Genomic DNA, 16,967 nt, shown 5'->3' with positions numbered 1-16,967 from the left:
TATTAATTATTTTTTATAATATAATAAAACAAAACTACTACTATTGTAGTTTTGTGTCTCTTTGTTTTTTTAAATCTAAAATAGCCATTTTTAAGACTTGGAAAGCAACTTTAGCTGTTTGATCGTCGGGTTTAAAATTATTAGCCAACTGCTCCATGGGGTGAATATAGTTTCTAAAATTTCTTAGTTCATGTGAAAATTTTTTAGTATCTTGAGATAGTAACTCAATACCGCCAGATACATCTATCATTTCTGATAGTTTCCAATCTTGAAAAGGTTTTACTTTGTCAGTTTTGTCTTTTGGCGATTGGTTATATGTATTAAATTGTTTTGGATTTTTTAGCATATAGCTCAATAAAAGACATTCTAAGACGCTTCCGCATAGTATAATTGCCGACATATATGCACCAATGTCCAAACATTTATCTATCTCCAGCATTCTATGCTCCAAGACCTTTTCCAAACCAAGGTCTAAAGATAAATCTTTAATATTGATATCGTCAAATTTTATCTTTAATAATTCGTCCCTTGAATCTATAGTATTTTTAATGCCAAGAAGCCTGTTTGTAATTTTTACGCATTCATTATAGATTTTTTCGTTAAATTTAATTTTTCCGCTATCAACATTAAATTTATAGCGTTCTAATAAACCTTTTAATACTCTTCCATTTACTGAGTCACTTTCAGTTTGCCAAAAGACTCTTAACTTTTTGGCTTTAGAGCCTCCGTAGATTTGATATTTTATATCATGTATGTCAATACCGGTGATACTTTTTATAAATTCATAGAAAGTTTGATTACTAAAATCTAAGACATAGCCACTATCCATTTCAAAAAGCGTTTCTAAATATCTTTTTTCAATATCTGTTAAGCTAGACAAAGTAATTACCTTTTTGTTTTTAATATGGATATAAAAAGATACCTAAGGTAAAAATAGCCATAGGTATCTAATAAATTTTACTGACAACCCTCGCATTCGATAGAGCGGTCGGCCACGTCGTTTAGTTTTTCACTGTCTGGTGACTCAGAGCGAAGATAATAAGTTGATTTTAGTCCAAGCTCCCATGCAAGCATATAAATTTCACTTAGATATCCGCCGCTTGCTTTGTCTAGGCTCATAAAGATATTTAGACTTTGACCTTGATCAATCCATTTTTGGCGGATAGCACCTGCTTTTATGAGAATTCTCTGATCAAGCTCGTATGCTGGCGTGTAAAACTGCCAAGTATCAGGGCTTAAATTTGGCACGACATTTGGGATCATACCGCTTAGGTTGTGCTCAAACCACTTGCGTTTATAGACTGGCTCGATGGTCTGAGTAGTGCCAACAAGGATCGAGATCGAGCTAGTTGGGGCGATCGCCATCAGATAGCCGTTTCTCATGCCGTCTTTTTTGACCTTTTCGCGTAGTTTGCTCCAGTCGCAGGCATTTTCGTCAAATAGCCCGCCTCTATCGTTTAGAAGCGCTTTGGCGTTTGCGTTTGCCGTGTCGATAGGCATCACTCCCCTGCTCCACTTTGAGCCTTCAAAGAGCGGATAAACGCCCTTTTCTACCGCCAAATTTGAGCTGGCATAGATGGCGTTGTAGCTTATGTTTTCCATCACGCTATCGATCAGCGCTAGGTGCTCGTAGCTGCCCCATTTCACGCCGCGCTCGGCTAGCATCTGTGCCTCGCCCATGACGCCAAGGCCGATCGAGCGGGAGGCTAGGTTGGTGTGTTTGACCTTTTTGTGCGGGTAGAAATTTAGGTCTATAACGTTATCAAGCATCCTAATAGCTATCGGCACGACGCGCTCGATGTCCTCTTTTTTGTTGATTTTGCTTAAATTTATACTCGCAAGGTTACATACGGCGGTTTTGCCCTCGACGCTTTCTTTTTCGACGATGAAAATTTGCTCACCGCCGATACTATCTAGAGCGCTTAGTTTTTTGGCTTTTTTGGTTATGCCGCTATCGACGGTGACGTCTTCTTCCTCGTCAAATAACCGCTCGGAGCCGTTATCAAACGTGATCTTGATCTTGTAGTAGTTTGGTTGCGTATTTTGGAAAATTTCGGTGCATAAATTTGAGCTTCTGATTATGCCGTCGTGGTCGTTTGGATTGGCTTTGTTTGCGTTGTCTTTAAAGCACAAAAACGGCATGCCTGATTCAAAATAGCTAGTTAAAATTTTCTTCCACAGTTCCTTTGCCATGACGACGTTTTTTTGGATCTTTTCGTCGTTTTCGTATGCTAGGTAGCGTGCCTCGAACTCATCGCCGTATAGATCGCACAGATCGGCGACCTCTGCCGGGTCAAATAGGCTCCAGCGTGCGTTTTCTTTGACGCGTTTCATAAAAAGGTCGTTTATCCAAAGCGCAGGGAATAGCTCGTGCGCTCTGCGGCGCTCTTCGCCCGAGTTTTTACGAAGATCAAGAAAATCGCTCACATCCATGTGCCAAGGCTCGATATAAACAGCGATCGCGCCCTTTCTAGTGCCTAGCTGATCGACCGCTACTGCGATGTCGTTTGTCACTTTTAAAAATGGTATGATACCGCCAGCTGCGTTTTTGTGTCCGTCGATACTGCCGCCCATCGCACGCACCTTGCTCCAGTCCCAGCCGATACCACCGCCAAATTTTGAAAGTAGCGCCATCTCTTTGTAGCTATCAAAAATACCCTCGATATTATCAGGCGTGCTGCCTACGTAACAGCTGCTTAGCTGGTGGCGTGTAGTCCTTGCGTTTGAGAGCGTTGGTGTGGCTAGCATCACTTCAAATTTAGAGATGAGGTCGTAAAATTTTTTAGCCCAGCCTTGGCTATCTAGCTCGTTTTGCGCAAGAAACATCGCGATCGCCATAAACATGTGCTGTGGCAGCTCGATTGGCATGCCATTCTTATCTTTTATAAGATAGCGATCATAAAGCGTCTTGATACCAAGGTATGCAAACTGAAGGTCGCGCTCTGGTTTGATGTAGGCGTTTAGATCCTCAAGATCGTACTTCTCTTTTAGTCCAGGGATGATGCGGCCTACCTTTTCGCCCTTTGCAAGATAGTCTTTTAGGTGGTTGTAGCCATTAAAGCCGGTCACTTTGTGATAAAGGTCAAACAAAAATAGCCTCGCAGCAACAAATGTCCAGTTTGGGCGGTCAATGTCGATCTTGTCAACTGCTGTTTTTATAAGAGTCTGCTGAATTTCCTCAGTCGTTATCATATCTCTAAACTGGATTTTTGCGTCTACTTCAAGTTCACTAAGGCTTACATTGCTAAGGCCAAAAACGGCTTCGTTTGTGTATTTTTTGATCTTACTTATATCAAGCTCTTCTGTTCTGCCATTACGTTTTATAACTTTCAAAAATATCTCTCCGTGTTAAATTTTAATTTGGGATTTTATCCAAAAGGAGATAAAAACTCTCTTTGTTAAAAAAGTGCTTTTAAATATAAAATTTGACTCAAAAAATAATATTTTATTTTTAAAAAATTAAAAAATTTGATCTTATTTTAAAATGATTGTAAAAATTTTTGAAGCGATGTCTTGAAGCAAGAAGCATAAATTTGCCTCTTGCATTTAAATTTACTTGCCAAAGACTCTGGCAAAAATTCTATCTACGTTTTTGGTGTAGTAGTTGTAGTCAAAGCACTCTTTGATCTCATCTTTGCTAAGGCTCTTAGTTAAGTCCTCGTCGTTTAGCAAATTTTGTAAAAATAGGCTGTGACCTTGCTCGTCGATCGCTTTTTTGCCCTCTTGCAAGTCTGCCCAGACTTTCATGGCGTTGCGCTGAACGATCTTGTAGGCATCTTCTCTGGAAATTCCACGCTGCGGCAGCTGTAAAAGCACGCGTTGCGAAAAGACTAGTCCGCCTGTTAAATTTAAATTTTTCATCATATTTTCTGGATAGACGACTAAATTTGCTATCAAATTTTTGATACGAACCAGCATAAAATCAGCCGTGATAAACATATCTGGCAGGATAAATCTCTCAACCGAGCTGTGGCTGATGTCGCGCTCGTGCCAAAGGGCGACGTTTTCAAGCGCTGGCGTGATGTATGAGCGTAGCATTCTGCAAAGGCCGGTGATGTTTTCGCTAAGGACTGGGTTGCGTTTGTGTGGCATAGCGCTTGAGCCTTTTTGTCCTGGACTAAAGTACTCCTCCGCCTCGTAAACTTCTGTCCTTTGGTAGTGTCTAATGGCGACTGCGATCTTCTCGCAAGTAGAGGCTAGAACTGCGATGGCGCTTACCACATGTGCGTAGCGGTCGCGCTGGATCACTTGGTTAGAGGCTGGAGCAGCCTTAAGGCCTAGCTCCTCGCATGTTAGCTCTTCAAATTCCATCGGGGCGTGGGCTAAATTTCCCATAGCACCTGAGAGTTTGCCGTAGCTGATCGTATCTTTTGCGTCTTTGATGAGCTTTAGCGCCCTTGCGATCTCGTCGTACCAGATGGCAAGCACGAGGCCAAAAGTTATCGGCTCACCGTGGATGCCGTGGCTTCTACCAACCATGAGCGTGTGCTTGTGCTCGTTTGCTCTATTTTTGACTGCCTGCATAAACTCCTCTACGTCGCTGATGATGAGCTCTAGGCTCTCTTTCATCTGAAGCGCAACGGCTGTGTCAATGCAGTCGCTTGAGGTCATGCCATAATGCACAAACCTGCTCTCCTCGCCAAGGCTCTCGCTGACGCTTGTTAAAAATGCGATGACGTCGTGCTTTGTCGTCTTTTCTATCTCGTCGATGCGAGCCACTTCAAATTTAGCATTTTTGCAAATTTTCTCGCAGTCGCTGTCGCTTATGAAGCCAAGCTTATTCCAAGCTTTAATAGCAGCTTTTTCTACCTTGAGCCAAGCGTCGTATTTTGCTTGCATGCTCCACTTATCAGCCATCTCTTTGCGCGAGTATCTTTCGACCATTGTTGAACCTTTTTGTATTAGTTTTCTTTATCATAAAAGTAAATTTTAGCCTTGAAAGCTAAAATTTACATCGTGTAATTTTATAAAATTTAAGTTTGGATTATATAAAATCCGTGCTGAAATGTCGGTTATACGCTTATAAATTTGTGCTTAAGATAGCTCACTCGTTTTTAAAAGGATTACCTTGCCATATGTAAATAAATTTATTGCCACTGCAAACAAACAAAAAGCGTATGAAATTTTGTTGCGAAGTGGTTTTAACATGAGCCAAACCCAGCGCCTCATAGATAAAGGCAGGCTGATCTGCGATGGCAATGTCGTGAGCGAGAAAAATACCATATTGCGTGGAGAGGTCTTTTTGATCGACTATGAGGTGGAGCCAAAGGGACTTAAGCCGATCTTTGAATGCGAGAGCTTTGCTGTATTTGACAAGCCAAGCGGGGTACTGAGCCACCCAAATGGCAGACACTGCGAATACTCGCTAAACGATGAAATTTACACACTTTTTGGGCGAGATGCGAGCGTGGCACATAGGCTGGACTTTGAAACGAGTGGCGTGATAGTCGTAGGAAAAGATAGAAATTCTACTATTAAACTAAAGAAAATTTTTGAAAACAGAGAGGTTTCTAAAAGCTACGTCGCGATGGTGCAAGGCAAGATCGAGCGAGAATTTACGATCGATGCAAAAATGGATCTAGCAAACAACTATGACGATGTAAAAATGCGGATGCAAATTTGTGAAAATGGCAAGAGTGCTGTGACTAAAATTTTGCCGATCAGATATTTTGATGATATCGATACGACTTTGGTTCGAGCTATTCCTCTCACTGGTAGACAGCATCAAATTCGATTACATTTGTTTCATGTGAAACACAAGATACTTGGCGAACCACTTTATGGTTTATCACGTCCGCAGATCGAGAAAATTTTAGATAAAGAGATGAGCGAGCGTGAACGGATAAATTTAACTGGAGCAAAAAGGCTCCTACTCCACTCAGATGAAATTTCTTTTAAATTTGATGAGATTTTTTATAACATAAAAAGTAAATTTGATGCTGAAAGCGAATTTTATAGGTATGCAAAAGAGAGTTTACTTTAGTCTAAAATTTTCTTTTTTTAATAAATCTTTACCTACGTTTTGCCAAAGTTCATCGCTTTTAAATACCACAATGATAATTTTGTAGTTTATGCAATTAATGCTCCATTTTATTTCTTTATGAGAGTCAGGCTTTATATTGATGTTAAGACTTAGAATTTATGCCTATATTTTTCATCTTTTAAAACTTTTAAAATAAGCCCTAATCCGAGTAAAACCACAATAGCAACAAAGACTATTTCGGCTATATCAAGTACACTCATTCTAACTCACACTGGCTTTACTATTATCTTCAAGCGACTGTGTTTTTAAATTTTTATCACTGGCAATAGCTTTAAATTTTGCATTTTCATTGCGTTGTTTTAACTGTCCACAAGCTGCACTTATATCAAGTCCTTTGCTCTGTCTGATCGTGCAAGTAACGCCGTGATCTCTTAGATATTCTTGAAATTTTAGCATGTTAGCAAGCTCAGGCCGTCCAAATTCACTGCCTTCATGCGGATTAAAATAGATCAAATTTACCTTTGCCTTGATACCATGCAGCAGTTTTACCAGCTTTTTAGCATCTCTCACGCTATCGTTTAAATCCTTGATAACAAGGTATTCAAACATTACACGCTTTCGCATATCGATAGGAAATCCCCTAACAGCATCCATAACAGCCTCGATATTATACGCCTTATTTATCGGCATTAGACGGCTTCTAAGCTCATTAGTAACAGCATGAAGCGATATGGCCAATAACACGCCAAGATCCATCTCACCAAGCTTTTTTATCTGGCTGCCAAGGCCACTAGTTGAAACGGTTTGACGACGTGGCGATATGGCTAGACCCTCGTTAAGAGCTAAAATTTTGATAGCTTTACTAACATTAGTAAGATTATCAAGTGGCTCACCCATACCCATATAAACGACATTTATACGCCTCTCGTATGGTATGTTATTCTCTCTTTTTATCCATAAAATTTGCCCTACGATCTCGCCTGCAGTCAAATTTCTGACAAGCCCGCCTTTTGCTGTTAGACAAAAAGCACATCCCATTTTACAGCCAACCTGTGAACTAACACAAACCGTATAACGAGCATGGCGACTAACCTTTCCATTCTCATCACTAATCTCCTCTTTCATCGGTAGCAAAACGCTCTCTATCTTTAGCCCATCTTTTAGCTCAAAAAGATACTTGATAGAGCCGTCGCTACTTTGCTCAAATTTTACACATTTTAAAGGATCGATATAAAATTTTTCAGCCAGATCTTGACGCATATCTTTAGGCAAATTTAGCATTTGGCTAAAATCGGTTGCATTTTTCTTATATATCCACTCGTAGATTTGTGTTGCTCTAAATGGTGGAGAAACTAACTCTTTTAGCTCATCAATACTAAGATCAAGCAAATTTATCACATATTTTCCTTTATATATTTTGTTAGAATTTTCTTGGCCTCTGCGTGATTTTTTACAAAATCAGCATGTGCATCTTTATTACAAAAATTTGTCGCTACGAAAATTCCATAAGCTGGAATTTTAAAAATTTGAGCTACTTTTAGAACAGAAAAAAACTCCATATTTTCTAAAAAATAGCCTTTTTCAAATATCTTATGAGCCAAATTTTTGTCTGTCGTTATGAAATTTGATGAATTTGTTTTGATAGTTCCACGTGAAACGATAGAAGAAATTTCACACTCAATCGGTGAATAAGATCTATTTTCTACGCTAGAAATTTCAATATTTGCCCCAACCGAACTTTCATAAATTTGTAAAATTTCACCATCTTTATAAAGACCTGCCGAGCCAACGAAAACTATTTTTTCTGGCATCTGATACAAATTTCGTTCAGGATTTTTTGACAAATTTTGGCTTAGATTTTGTAGCTCTGAATTTGATGAGTTTGCAAATTTAGCTTCAATTTTTGCAAGATAGTGCGGATCGATATTTTTTAATTTTATACCCTTTTCATCCGCTCCAATACATGCTCGTTTCTGCAAAAATTTTGTCAAATTTATCGCCATATCAACTAGCCCCACACCCATTGGCAAAGCAAAGTCAAAAATTTCATTTTTTCCAGCAGAGATAACTAACATCAGAGCCTAACCTCAATACCATTTGCCTTGAGATACTCTTTTAGCTTTTTTATCTCAATTTCGCCAAAGTGAAATATCGAAGCAGCTAAACACGCATCAGCCCCAGCTTCAAAAGCCTCTTTAAAGTGCTCCATCTTACCAGCTCCGCCGCTTGCAATAGTCGGTATAGAAAGCGTACTAAATATCTTTGTTAGCTCAAGATTAAAGCCTTGTTTGACACCGTCATTGTCCATAGAGGTTAACAATATCTCACCTGCTCCTCGCGACTCGACCTCTTTTGCCCAAGAAAAGGCATCTTTTTTGGTATCGATCCTGCCACCATTTATAAAAATGCTATAACCATTTTCAATCTTTTTAGCATCGATCGCTACTACAACACATTGCGAGCCAAATTTCTTAGCTGCCTCATCAATCAAATTTGGATCTTGTATAGCTGATGAATTTAAGCTTACTTTATCGCAACCAGCATTTAAAAGGCGAGAGATATCATCGATCGTGCGTATACCTCCGCCAACTGTTAGTGGGATAAAAAGCTTACTTGCGACCTTTTTTACGACATCAACTATCGTATCACGCCCAAGATGAGAGGCAGTGATATCCAAAAAGCAAAGTTCATCAGCGCCCTCGTCATTGTATCTTTGAGCTATCTCGACAGGATCTCCAGCATCAACAAGCCCTACGAAATTTACACCCTTTACGACTCTGCCATCTTTTACGTCAAGGCATGGGATTATACGTTTTGCAAAATGATTCAAATCTATCCTTTATCTATTTTTCTAGCAGCTACCTCAAAATATGGCAGATTAGACCAATTTTCTCGGTTGCCAACTATATAAACAACCTCTTTTGCTCTTGTTAGTGCTACATTTAGTAAATTTGGTGTACTAGCAGCCCATGCTCTAGCACCTTTTGTGGCACCACCAAGAACAAAGATAACAACATCAGCTTCTTTGCCTTGCATGGTGTGAATGGTACCAGCCCCTTTTAAATTTTTACAAACATCTTTAAAAGGTGTTATTATTTTAACACTATCTTTTAGCTTGGCTAACTTACCATCTAAAAGCTCTTTAACGATCATGCCTTCAGCTTTATTATAATTACCTATCCATTCATCACTACTAACATCAATCCATTCTGTTTTGATATTAGGATCACTAAGTTTACTTTCACTGTTTCTGCCAAGTATCATCATATCATCATATGTTGTTTCATTTGAAATTTTAAACATAGGGTTGGCGCACCTTCTATGAACGATAAGTGGCGAACCAACCCAAATGGACTTACCCTTTCCTTTTATATATGTACCAATATTTTGTACTTTATCGGCTCGAAGTTGAACTGATGATTTTAGTAGATTAAACTCATCCTTTGCATCGCAGTAGCGTAAAATAGCGTTATTTAAAGCCGGTGGCAATGTTACAACAGGCTCAAGTTGAAGTGGATCACCAACTACAACAGCCATGTTTGAACGAAGTAGCGCGCCTAATGCGTTAGTTAAATTTGCCTGCCCTGCTTCATCTATTAAGAGCAAACCTATATCGCCATTTAGTAGCTCTTTAAAGCTATTATTAAAAGATGCGAAAGTAGAACTAACAACTGGCGTTAGCAGAAACAATCCTTTTATTACTTCACGTCTATCTTTAGCTTCAAGTCCGTTTTTTTCAGCCATTTTTTCATCATTAAATATAACGCTAAGAGCTCGTAAATTTGTTCTAACAGCTTCTTTGCAAGCAAAGATAGTGGCTTTATGCAGATTAAGCGCTTCTTTAAAAAGCTTGATTCTTGCCTTAAAAAGCTTCGTCTTGTGGGATTTCTCATCAAGATCACGTTCCATCATAAATGGCATACTCTTTTGTGTTTCTTCATTACTCTGATTAAAACTACCATTTAAAAAGTTATCAAGCTCTTCACTTCTGCCAATTAATTTTTGACGTCTAATAAAGTCATCATTAAGCTTGTTTAGATGGTCTATCTTGGTGTTAAGTTCTAAAATTTTCTCTTCAAGCTGAGTTATTTGAGCTTTTAGTTCGTTTAATTTCGCTTCATTCTTCTCTTTATTTTCACTATTTTGCTTACTTGCTTTCAAATTTTGCTCAGCTATTTGGCGATTTATCTCACTAACTTTTTGCGCTTCATTGTTATATTTTTCAAAAGCTTGCGTCCTTAAAATTTGCTGGAAAATAAAAAAAGATGGCTTTATAGGCGCGCTGAGATACTCTTGTAAAATTTCATTTTGACCAATAAGCTTTATTAGCTCGTTAGCTTCCGTAGCCTTTTGCTCTAGCTCATTTTTGCTCAAATCTAGCTCATCTATTAGTGGCTTTAAAAGCTCGTCTATTTGCTTTGCTGAATTATAGTTATCAAGTCTTTTATCGATATTTATAAGCTCGCTATTTATACTTTTTAGCTCCTCTTCTTTGATCCTGATCTCACTAAAAAGTAGATTTACTTCGTGTAGGGCTTGATTAAATTTCTCCTTTGCCTCGTCGTAATCATCAATTCCTTCGCCAGTAGCCAAATACTTACCAAGCCCCATCAAAAAACCATCTTGTTCTATAAATTCTTTAAATTCTTTTGAAATATCTTCAAACTGACTATGCGTTTTTTCGATCTTTACGCCATTAATCGCGTTAAAAACAAAATTTGACTTATTTTGCTTTGAGCCAAGAGGTATGCAAAAAAGTCCCCATGCAGGTTTTGAGATAAAAGATTTTTCTCCAAAATTTATCTTTTCATCGGCCGAGAGAAGCCTTGTGGCTATAAATTTAAAATAATCAATCTCGCCTGCGTAACTACCGATGCTTTTTAGTTGGCTAAGCTCTTTACTTAAAATTTCAACCGCACCGTTATTACAAGAGCTAACAACCATCTCATAGCCCTGAAGTTCTTTATTTAGAGTAAAATAGAGCACCTTATCACTACTATCTCGAACTGGTGCAAAGATATCATGTCTGCTCATTTGCGCGAGTTTCATCGCTCTAAGCGTAACGACTTCAGCCATTACGTCTTTTAAAAGCGTTGTTTTACCAGTTCCTGGAGCGCCATTTACGCTATAAATTCCACCACTTCTTTCTTTAAATTTTTTAATGATGTTATTAACAGCAATTTGCTGTGAGAAATTTAAAGCAAAGTCGCTAGCAAAGGCCGATCTTGGATACTCTTCTGCTTTAAAAAAATCTCTAACAAGCCTTTTATTTTGCTCATCTCTTACATCAAGTCTTTCAAATTTATTCTCACTGCCCTCGTCTAACAACTGATCCGTTAGCTTGTGCGTCCTACCTGACTCATAAAATTTGATGAGTAAATTTATATCATCTATAAAAAAGCTATTTAAAAGGCTATCATTTTCTTTAAAATTTGGATTTATGATCTTTATTTCAAGCCTTAAGAAATCATTACAAAATGGTGTTTTAAGTGCACTTTTTAGCTCATCGTTTATAAGCTTTATATATTTGCCAAATTCCATTTTTTCTTTATGGATAGATAGCTTGTCTTTTATACGCTCACACTCTTTGCTAAAGTCACTTTGACTTATCTCTTTTAGATGATCTAGGCGAACCATTGCCCAAGGAGCTGTTGAGATGAAAAGATCATCAGACGAGTTTGGTGTAAAAAACGGAGTTAAATCATCATCTAAATTTATATCTTTTAAAGCAAAATTTTGATCATCTTTACAAAATACCAAATCACCAGTAAGCTTAAATTTATAGCAAAATGCCTTATCAAAGCTCGTTTGCTCAGATCGCAGCTCATCCAAAATTTGCTCTTTTTCAAATTTTGAATTTGCTAGCTTTGAGATATAAATGGCAAGCAAGTCAGTCTCAAAAATACCGCCATAAATAGAAATTTCTATACCATTTTTTAAAAGCGAGCTATCAAATGCCCTTAAAATTTGTAGAAATTTCTCATCAAAATTTGTGATCTCAAGGTCTATTGATTTTTTAAATTTAGTATTTGTCTTTTTTGGCTCGTCTAAGGTTTTTGGCTCTAAATATTGTGATAATAAAAAGTATTTTAAGGTATTTGCCCTACTCAAATTTGCGCCTTATTTTGTTGTTATTTAGTGATTATAGTCCATTTTATATATGATTAAACTAAACTTGTAATCATTGTATAAGTAATTTTTGGCTAATATCGCGGCTATGATAAAGGCAAAAAAGCACTTTGGACAGAATTTTTTACAGGACAAAGCGACACTAGATAAGATCATCCAAGCGATACCCAATGACGTAGTAAACGTCGTTGAGATTGGGCCTGGCTTAGGTGATTTGACATTTAGACTTTTGCAAATTTACAAGACGACCTGTTTTGAAATAGATTGTGAGCTGTTTCAAATTTTAAAGGCTAAATTTGCAAATGAGATACAAAATGGACAATTAAAACTTTTTTGTAAAGATGCATTAGAGCAGTGGCAACAAGAGGGCGGACTAAGTAGCGAAAACTACTTTTTGGTCGCAAATTTACCCTATTACGTTGCTACGAAGATGATACTAAATGCGATAGATGACGAAAAATGCCTTGGGCTTATCGTGATGATACAAAAAGAGGTTGCTCTTAAATTTGGTGCAAAGAGCAAGGATAAAGAATTTAGCGCTTTATCGATCCTCGCCTCACTCCAAGGCAGGTGTGAGCTTTTGTTTGACGTGGATGCAAAGCTTTTTAATCCACCTCCAAAGGTCACATCCTCAGTCATCAAACTACAAAAAACAAAAAAGATTTTTGGCAAAGACGGGATTTTCAAAGATGCAAAACAATACGAGGCTTTTAAAGCATTTTTAAGAGCTGCGTTTGCTTCACCAAGAAAGACGCTTTTGAAAAATTTATCCACAAATTTTGACAAAAAGGCGTTAGAAGAAATTTTTGAAGACCTAGGCTTAGCTCAAAATTTACGTCCACACGAGCTAGATGTCGATTCTTATCTAAAAGTATTTGAAAGATTAAAGGAAGATAATGAACGACAAAAACGAAGAGAAAGTTGTAACTAACCAAAGTAAAAACAACAAAAGACGAAGATTTAGACCAAAAAATAAACTAAAACAAGAGGGCGAAACTACCGAGCAAACTTCACTAGCAAGCAAAAGCGTAATAGATAACTTCTTTGCAGCAGAGCAAGCTGAAACTGAAACGCACGCCGAGCCAAAGAGCCAAAATTCTCGCCCAAAAAAGCCAAGAAATAACAAAAATCAAAACAAAAATGGCGAAAACAATAAGCCAAAAGAGCAAAAACAAGAATCACAAGAAACAAAAACCAAAACACAAGAACAAAAAGAAAAGCCAAAAAAAGCCAAAAAACCAAAGAAAAATTTACCAGCTAAGCTAAACGGCAATGAGCAATGGCAGCAAGATATTGCAAGCGCAATGGTAGCAAACAAGGTCGTTCACGAGCTTCGTCTGGAGCCGATGAAATATCTAAACTCAAGTGAACATAAAATTCGCATAACTCCACTTGGTGGTCTTGGCGAGATCGGCGGAAACATGACTATCTTTGAAACCGAAACTAGCGCCATCATCGTTGATATCGGCATGAGTTTTCCGAGCGAGAGCATGCACGGCGTGGATATACTAATCCCTGACTTTGACTATGTTAGAAAAATAAAAGACAAGATAAAAGGCGTCATCATCACTCACGCGCACGAAGATCACATCGGCGCAGTACCATATTTTTACAAAGAGTTTAAATTTCCGATTTATGCCACACCTTTACCACTTGGCATGATAAATAATAAATTTGAAGAGCATGGCCTAAAACAAGAGCGCTCACTTTTCCGTTCGGTCGAGAAAAGAAAGCCATATCTAATAGGCGACTTTGAGGTTGAGTGGATACATATAACTCACTCTATAATCGATGCTTCAGCACTTGCTATCACGACAAAGGCGGGCACCATCATCCATACGGGTGACTTTAAGATCGACCATACTCCGATCGACGGCTATCCAACTGACCTTGGCAGACTTGCATACTACGGCGAAAGAGGTGTATTATGTCTAATGAGCGATAGCACGAATAGCTACCGAGAAGGATTTACTAAAAGTGAAAGCAGCGTGGGTAAGACCTTTGACACGATTTTCTCAAAGGCCAAGGGTCGCGTGATAATGAGCACTTTTAGCTCAAACATCCACCGCGTCTATCAAGCAATCGAGTGGGGGCTAAAATACAACCGCAAAGTCTGTGTCATCGGTAGATCAATGGAGAGAAATTTGTATACTGCAATGGAGCTTGGCTATATCAAGCTTGATAAGAAAATTTTTATCGATGCAAACGAGGTTGGCAAATTTAAAGATAACGAGGTTCTGATCGTTACCACAGGCTCTCAGGGTGAGACTATGAGCGCGCTGTACCGAATGGCTACTGATGAACACAAATACATCAAAATAAAGCCAACCGATCAGATCATAATCAGCTCAAAAGCGATCCCAGGCAATGAAAGCAGTATCTCGACTGTATTAAATTTCCTAATAAAATCAGGTGCAAGCGTCGCTTATCAAGACTTTAGCGAGATCCACGTCAGCGGTCACGCGGCACAAGAAGAGCAAAAGCTGATGCTACGTCTTATAAAACCAAAATTTTTCTTGCCAGTACATGGCGAGTATAATCACATCGCAAAACACAAAGAAACAGCCATAGCTTGCGGTGTAGATGAAAGAAATATTTATCTAATGAGTGACGGTGACCAGATGGAGATATGCCAAAAGTATCTAAAGCGTGTAAAAACAGTAAAAACAGGCAAGGTATTTATTGACAATCAAATAAATAAACAAATTTCAGATGATGTCGTCATCGATAGACAAAACTTAGCAGAAGCCGGGGTCGTCATGATAATCGCTCAAATTTCACGTCACGGCGCAAAACTCATCAATAAGCCTCGCGTCATTAGCTACGGTCTTGTGGGCGATAAGCAAGATGGCGAGTTTAGAAAAGAGATGGAGGGCGTGCTGGAGCAATACCTAAGCAACGTTAAAGAGGAGCTTTTGAAAGACGGCAGGATGCTCGAGGGGCAGGTGCGTCAGGTCATCCGAAAACATATCTTTAGAAAAGTCAAAAAATACCCGACTATCGTGCCTATTATCTATCTAATGTAAGGGAAATTTATGCAAACAATTAACCAAATCGCATCAGAAGTTTTAGAGATAGAAGCAAACGAGCTTTTAAGGCATGCTAAAAATTTAGCCATAGAAGATGCTGTAAATTTGATATTTAACGCAAAGGGCAAGGTTATAGTCACAGGCGTTGGCAAGAGTGGTCACATAGGTGCAAAGATCGCTGCCACGCTTGCAAGCACTGGCACGCCAAGCTTTTTCTTACACCCAACAGAGGCTATGCACGGCGACCTTGGCATGATAGAAAAGGATGATGTTTTGTTAGCCATTAGTTTTAGTGGCGAGAGCGATGAGCTTATCAAAATTTTGCCTCACGTAAAACGCTTTGGCGTAAAAATCGTCGCCATGGCAAGGAGCAAGACAAGCTCGCTTGGTAAATTTAGTGATGCATTTATTAGCATTAACGTAGAGAAAGAGGCCTGCCCGCTAAATGCTGCTCCAACAGCATCAACTACGCTAACGTTAGCTCTTGGCGATGCGCTAGCTGTTTGTTTGATGCAAAAGAGAGGCTTTAAAAAAGAGGACTTTGCAAATTTTCACCCAGGTGGTAGCCTTGGTAAGAGGCTATTTTTAAAGGTCAAAGATGTGATGAGAAGCGAAAATTTACCGATAGTTCGCTGGAATGCACCCCTAAAAAGTGCGATCGACACGATGACGCATGGCAAGCTTGGCACGGTTCTCATAGTTGATAAAGACGGTGTGCTAGACGCTCTTTTAAGTGACGGCGATCTTAGGCGTGCGCTTATGAGGGAAGACTTTGACTTAGAAGAGCCGGCAATGAAATTTGCAACACTGCATCCAAAAGAGATAGATAACAAAGAGATGTTAGCTGTAGATGCGTTAGCTTTGATAGAAAAGTATAAGATTCAGCTTCTAGCCGTCGTAGAAAATGGCGTACCTGTGGGCGTTTTACATATTCATGACCTTGCAAATTTAGGACTATAAAATGGAAAAAACAAGACTTAATAAATTTATCTCACACAACACAAACTACTCACGCCGTGAGGCAGATGAGCTGATAAAAGCTGGCAAGGTTAGCATAGCAGGACGTGTGGTTAGCGATCTTACAACGAGCGTCGATGAAGATGACAAAGTGCGCATAAACGGCCGTTTGATAAAGCTAAAGAAGGAATTTACTGTTATCGTTTACCACAAACAAAAGGGTGAGCTAGTTAGCAAGAAAGATGACCGCGGAAGAAAGACGATCTATGACACGTTAGATAAGAAATTTGCTAAATTTGTTAGTGTGGGGCGCTTAGACTATGCAAGTGAGGGGCTACTTTTACTAACCGACGCCCCAGCTATCGCCACAGCACTAATGAATAGCGATATTGAAAGAGAATATTATCTAAAGGTAAAGGGCGAAATTTCAAAAGAGGTCATCGAGGCGATGACAAATGGCTTTTTTGCCAAGGACGCTACCAAAGGTGCGCACGCAAAAACCACTATAAAATCAATGGAATTTAAGCCTTTTCTAGCCTATAAAGTTTTTGGCTCAAGCGGCGGTTATACAAAACTAAAAGTCATCATCAATGAGGGTCAAAACAGAGAGCTTCGCCGATTCTTTGGATACTTTGACCTTGAAGTGATGGACCTAAAACGTGTTAGCTTTGGACGTGTTAGCCTTGATATGCTAAAGCCTGGCAAATGGCGCTACTTTGAAAACAGCGAATACGAAGACCTAAGAGACTTTTTAAAGGTTAATAACGTTAGATACTAACATTAGGCTTGTTTCTCTAATAAAGAGACAAGCCAAACATATTTCTGCAAATACACACCAAAATCACAAAAATTTATTAAACGACGTATAA

12 protein-coding genes are annotated in these 16,967 nt (G+C 38.7%); 5 read left to right on the top strand and 7 right to left on the bottom strand.

The window, feature by feature from the left end; all coding sequences use genetic code 11:
• Positions 1-40: 40 nt before the first annotated feature.
• The 3 genes from CVS84_RS06005 to purB form a co-directional block, all read right to left on the bottom strand.
• A complete protein-coding gene (locus tag CVS84_RS06005; RefSeq protein WP_107691572.1) occupies positions 41-880 on the bottom strand; it encodes a hypothetical protein in 840 nt (279 codons plus the stop codon).
• A gap of 77 nt (positions 881-957) precedes the next feature.
• Positions 958-3,333: a ribonucleoside-diphosphate reductase subunit alpha gene (locus tag CVS84_RS06000; RefSeq protein WP_107691571.1), complete on the bottom strand. Its 2,376-nt coding sequence runs from the start codon at positions 3,331-3,333 to the stop codon at positions 958-960.
• Positions 3,334-3,552: 219 nt separating this feature from the next.
• Entirely contained in the window at positions 3,553-4,884 is a 1,332-nt protein-coding gene (gene purB / locus CVS84_RS05995) for an adenylosuccinate lyase (protein ID WP_107691570.1), read from the bottom strand.
• A gap of 184 nt (positions 4,885-5,068) precedes the next feature.
• Between purB and CVS84_RS05990 the strand changes: the two genes are divergently transcribed.
• Positions 5,069-5,983 carry a pseudouridine synthase family protein gene (locus tag CVS84_RS05990; protein ID WP_107691569.1) on the top strand — a complete coding sequence of 305 codons (915 nt, stop codon included), beginning with the start codon at positions 5,069-5,071 and terminating at the stop codon, positions 5,981-5,983.
• Between the two features lie 261 nt (positions 5,984-6,244).
• On the opposite strand, the gene rlmN is transcribed toward CVS84_RS05990, so the two are convergent.
• The 4 genes from rlmN to CVS84_RS05970 are packed head-to-tail and all read right to left on the bottom strand — an operon-like array spanning position 6,245 to position 12,094.
• Entirely contained in the window at positions 6,245-7,381 is a 1,137-nt protein-coding gene (gene rlmN, locus CVS84_RS05985; protein WP_107691568.1) for a 23S rRNA (adenine(2503)-C(2))-methyltransferase RlmN, read from the bottom strand.
• Positions 7,378-8,058, bottom strand: coding sequence for a purine-nucleoside phosphorylase (locus tag CVS84_RS05980; protein WP_107691567.1), 681 nt, complete (start codon positions 8,056-8,058; stop codon positions 7,378-7,380). The genes rlmN and CVS84_RS05980 overlap by 4 nt, the downstream gene beginning before the upstream one ends.
• A complete protein-coding gene (gene hisF, locus CVS84_RS05975; RefSeq protein ID WP_107691566.1) occupies positions 8,058-8,813 on the bottom strand; it encodes an imidazole glycerol phosphate synthase subunit HisF in 756 nt (251 codons plus the stop codon). The genes CVS84_RS05980 and hisF overlap by 1 nt, the downstream gene beginning before the upstream one ends.
• 2 nt (positions 8,814-8,815) lie before the next feature.
• Positions 8,816-12,094 carry a DEAD/DEAH box helicase gene (locus CVS84_RS05970; RefSeq protein WP_107691565.1) on the bottom strand — a complete coding sequence of 1,093 codons (3,279 nt, stop codon included), beginning with the start codon at positions 12,092-12,094 and terminating at the stop codon, positions 8,816-8,818.
• Between the two features lie 106 nt (positions 12,095-12,200).
• Here CVS84_RS05970 and rsmA point away from each other — a divergent pair, with 106 nt between their 5' ends.
• Genes rsmA through CVS84_RS05950 form a run of 4 tightly spaced genes read left to right on the top strand, consistent with a single transcriptional unit; the run spans position 12,201 to position 16,876 of the window.
• On the top strand, positions 12,201-13,043 hold the full coding sequence (rsmA, locus tag CVS84_RS05965; RefSeq protein ID WP_107691648.1) for a 16S rRNA (adenine(1518)-N(6)/adenine(1519)-N(6))-dimethyltransferase RsmA: 843 nt from the start codon (positions 12,201-12,203) through the stop codon (positions 13,041-13,043).
• Positions 13,009-15,138: a ribonuclease J gene (locus CVS84_RS05960; RefSeq protein ID WP_199906117.1), complete on the top strand. Its 2,130-nt coding sequence runs from the start codon at positions 13,009-13,011 to the stop codon at positions 15,136-15,138. The genes rsmA and CVS84_RS05960 overlap by 35 nt, the downstream gene beginning before the upstream one ends.
• A 9-nt stretch (positions 15,139-15,147) precedes the next feature.
• Entirely contained in the window at positions 15,148-16,101 is a 954-nt protein-coding gene (locus tag CVS84_RS05955; RefSeq protein ID WP_107691564.1) for a KpsF/GutQ family sugar-phosphate isomerase, read from the top strand.
• 1 nt (position 16,102) lies between these two features.
• Positions 16,103-16,876: a pseudouridine synthase gene (locus CVS84_RS05950; protein ID WP_107691563.1), complete on the top strand. Its 774-nt coding sequence runs from the start codon at positions 16,103-16,105 to the stop codon at positions 16,874-16,876.
• Positions 16,877-16,967: the final 91 nt, after the last annotated feature.

Origin of the sequence: Campylobacter concisus, assembly GCF_003048575.1 — a bacterium.
Taxonomy (GTDB): Bacteria; Campylobacterota; Campylobacteria; order Campylobacterales; family Campylobacteraceae; genus Campylobacter_A; species Campylobacter_A concisus_U.
This window is presented reverse-complemented; position numbering and strand designations above follow the sequence as displayed.

What these genes read in the sequence shown, in the direction of transcription:
- CVS84_RS05960 (WP_199906117.1), top strand. Translation starts at nt 13,009, where the DNA reads ATGAACGACAAAAACGAAGAGAAAGTTGTAACTAACCAAAGTAAAAAC.
- purB (WP_107691570.1), bottom strand. Translation starts at nt 4,884, where the DNA reads ATGGTCGAAAGATACTCGCGCAAAGAGATGGCTGATAAGTGGAGCATG.
- CVS84_RS05950 (WP_107691563.1), top strand. Translation starts at nt 16,103, where the DNA reads ATGGAAAAAACAAGACTTAATAAATTTATCTCACACAACACAAACTAC.
- CVS84_RS05955 (WP_107691564.1), top strand. Translation starts at nt 15,148, where the DNA reads ATGCAAACAATTAACCAAATCGCATCAGAAGTTTTAGAGATAGAAGCA.
- rsmA (WP_107691648.1), top strand. Translation starts at nt 12,201, where the DNA reads ATGATAAAGGCAAAAAAGCACTTTGGACAGAATTTTTTACAGGACAAA.
- CVS84_RS05980 (WP_107691567.1), bottom strand. Translation starts at nt 8,058, where the DNA reads ATGTTAGTTATCTCTGCTGGAAAAAATGAAATTTTTGACTTTGCTTTG.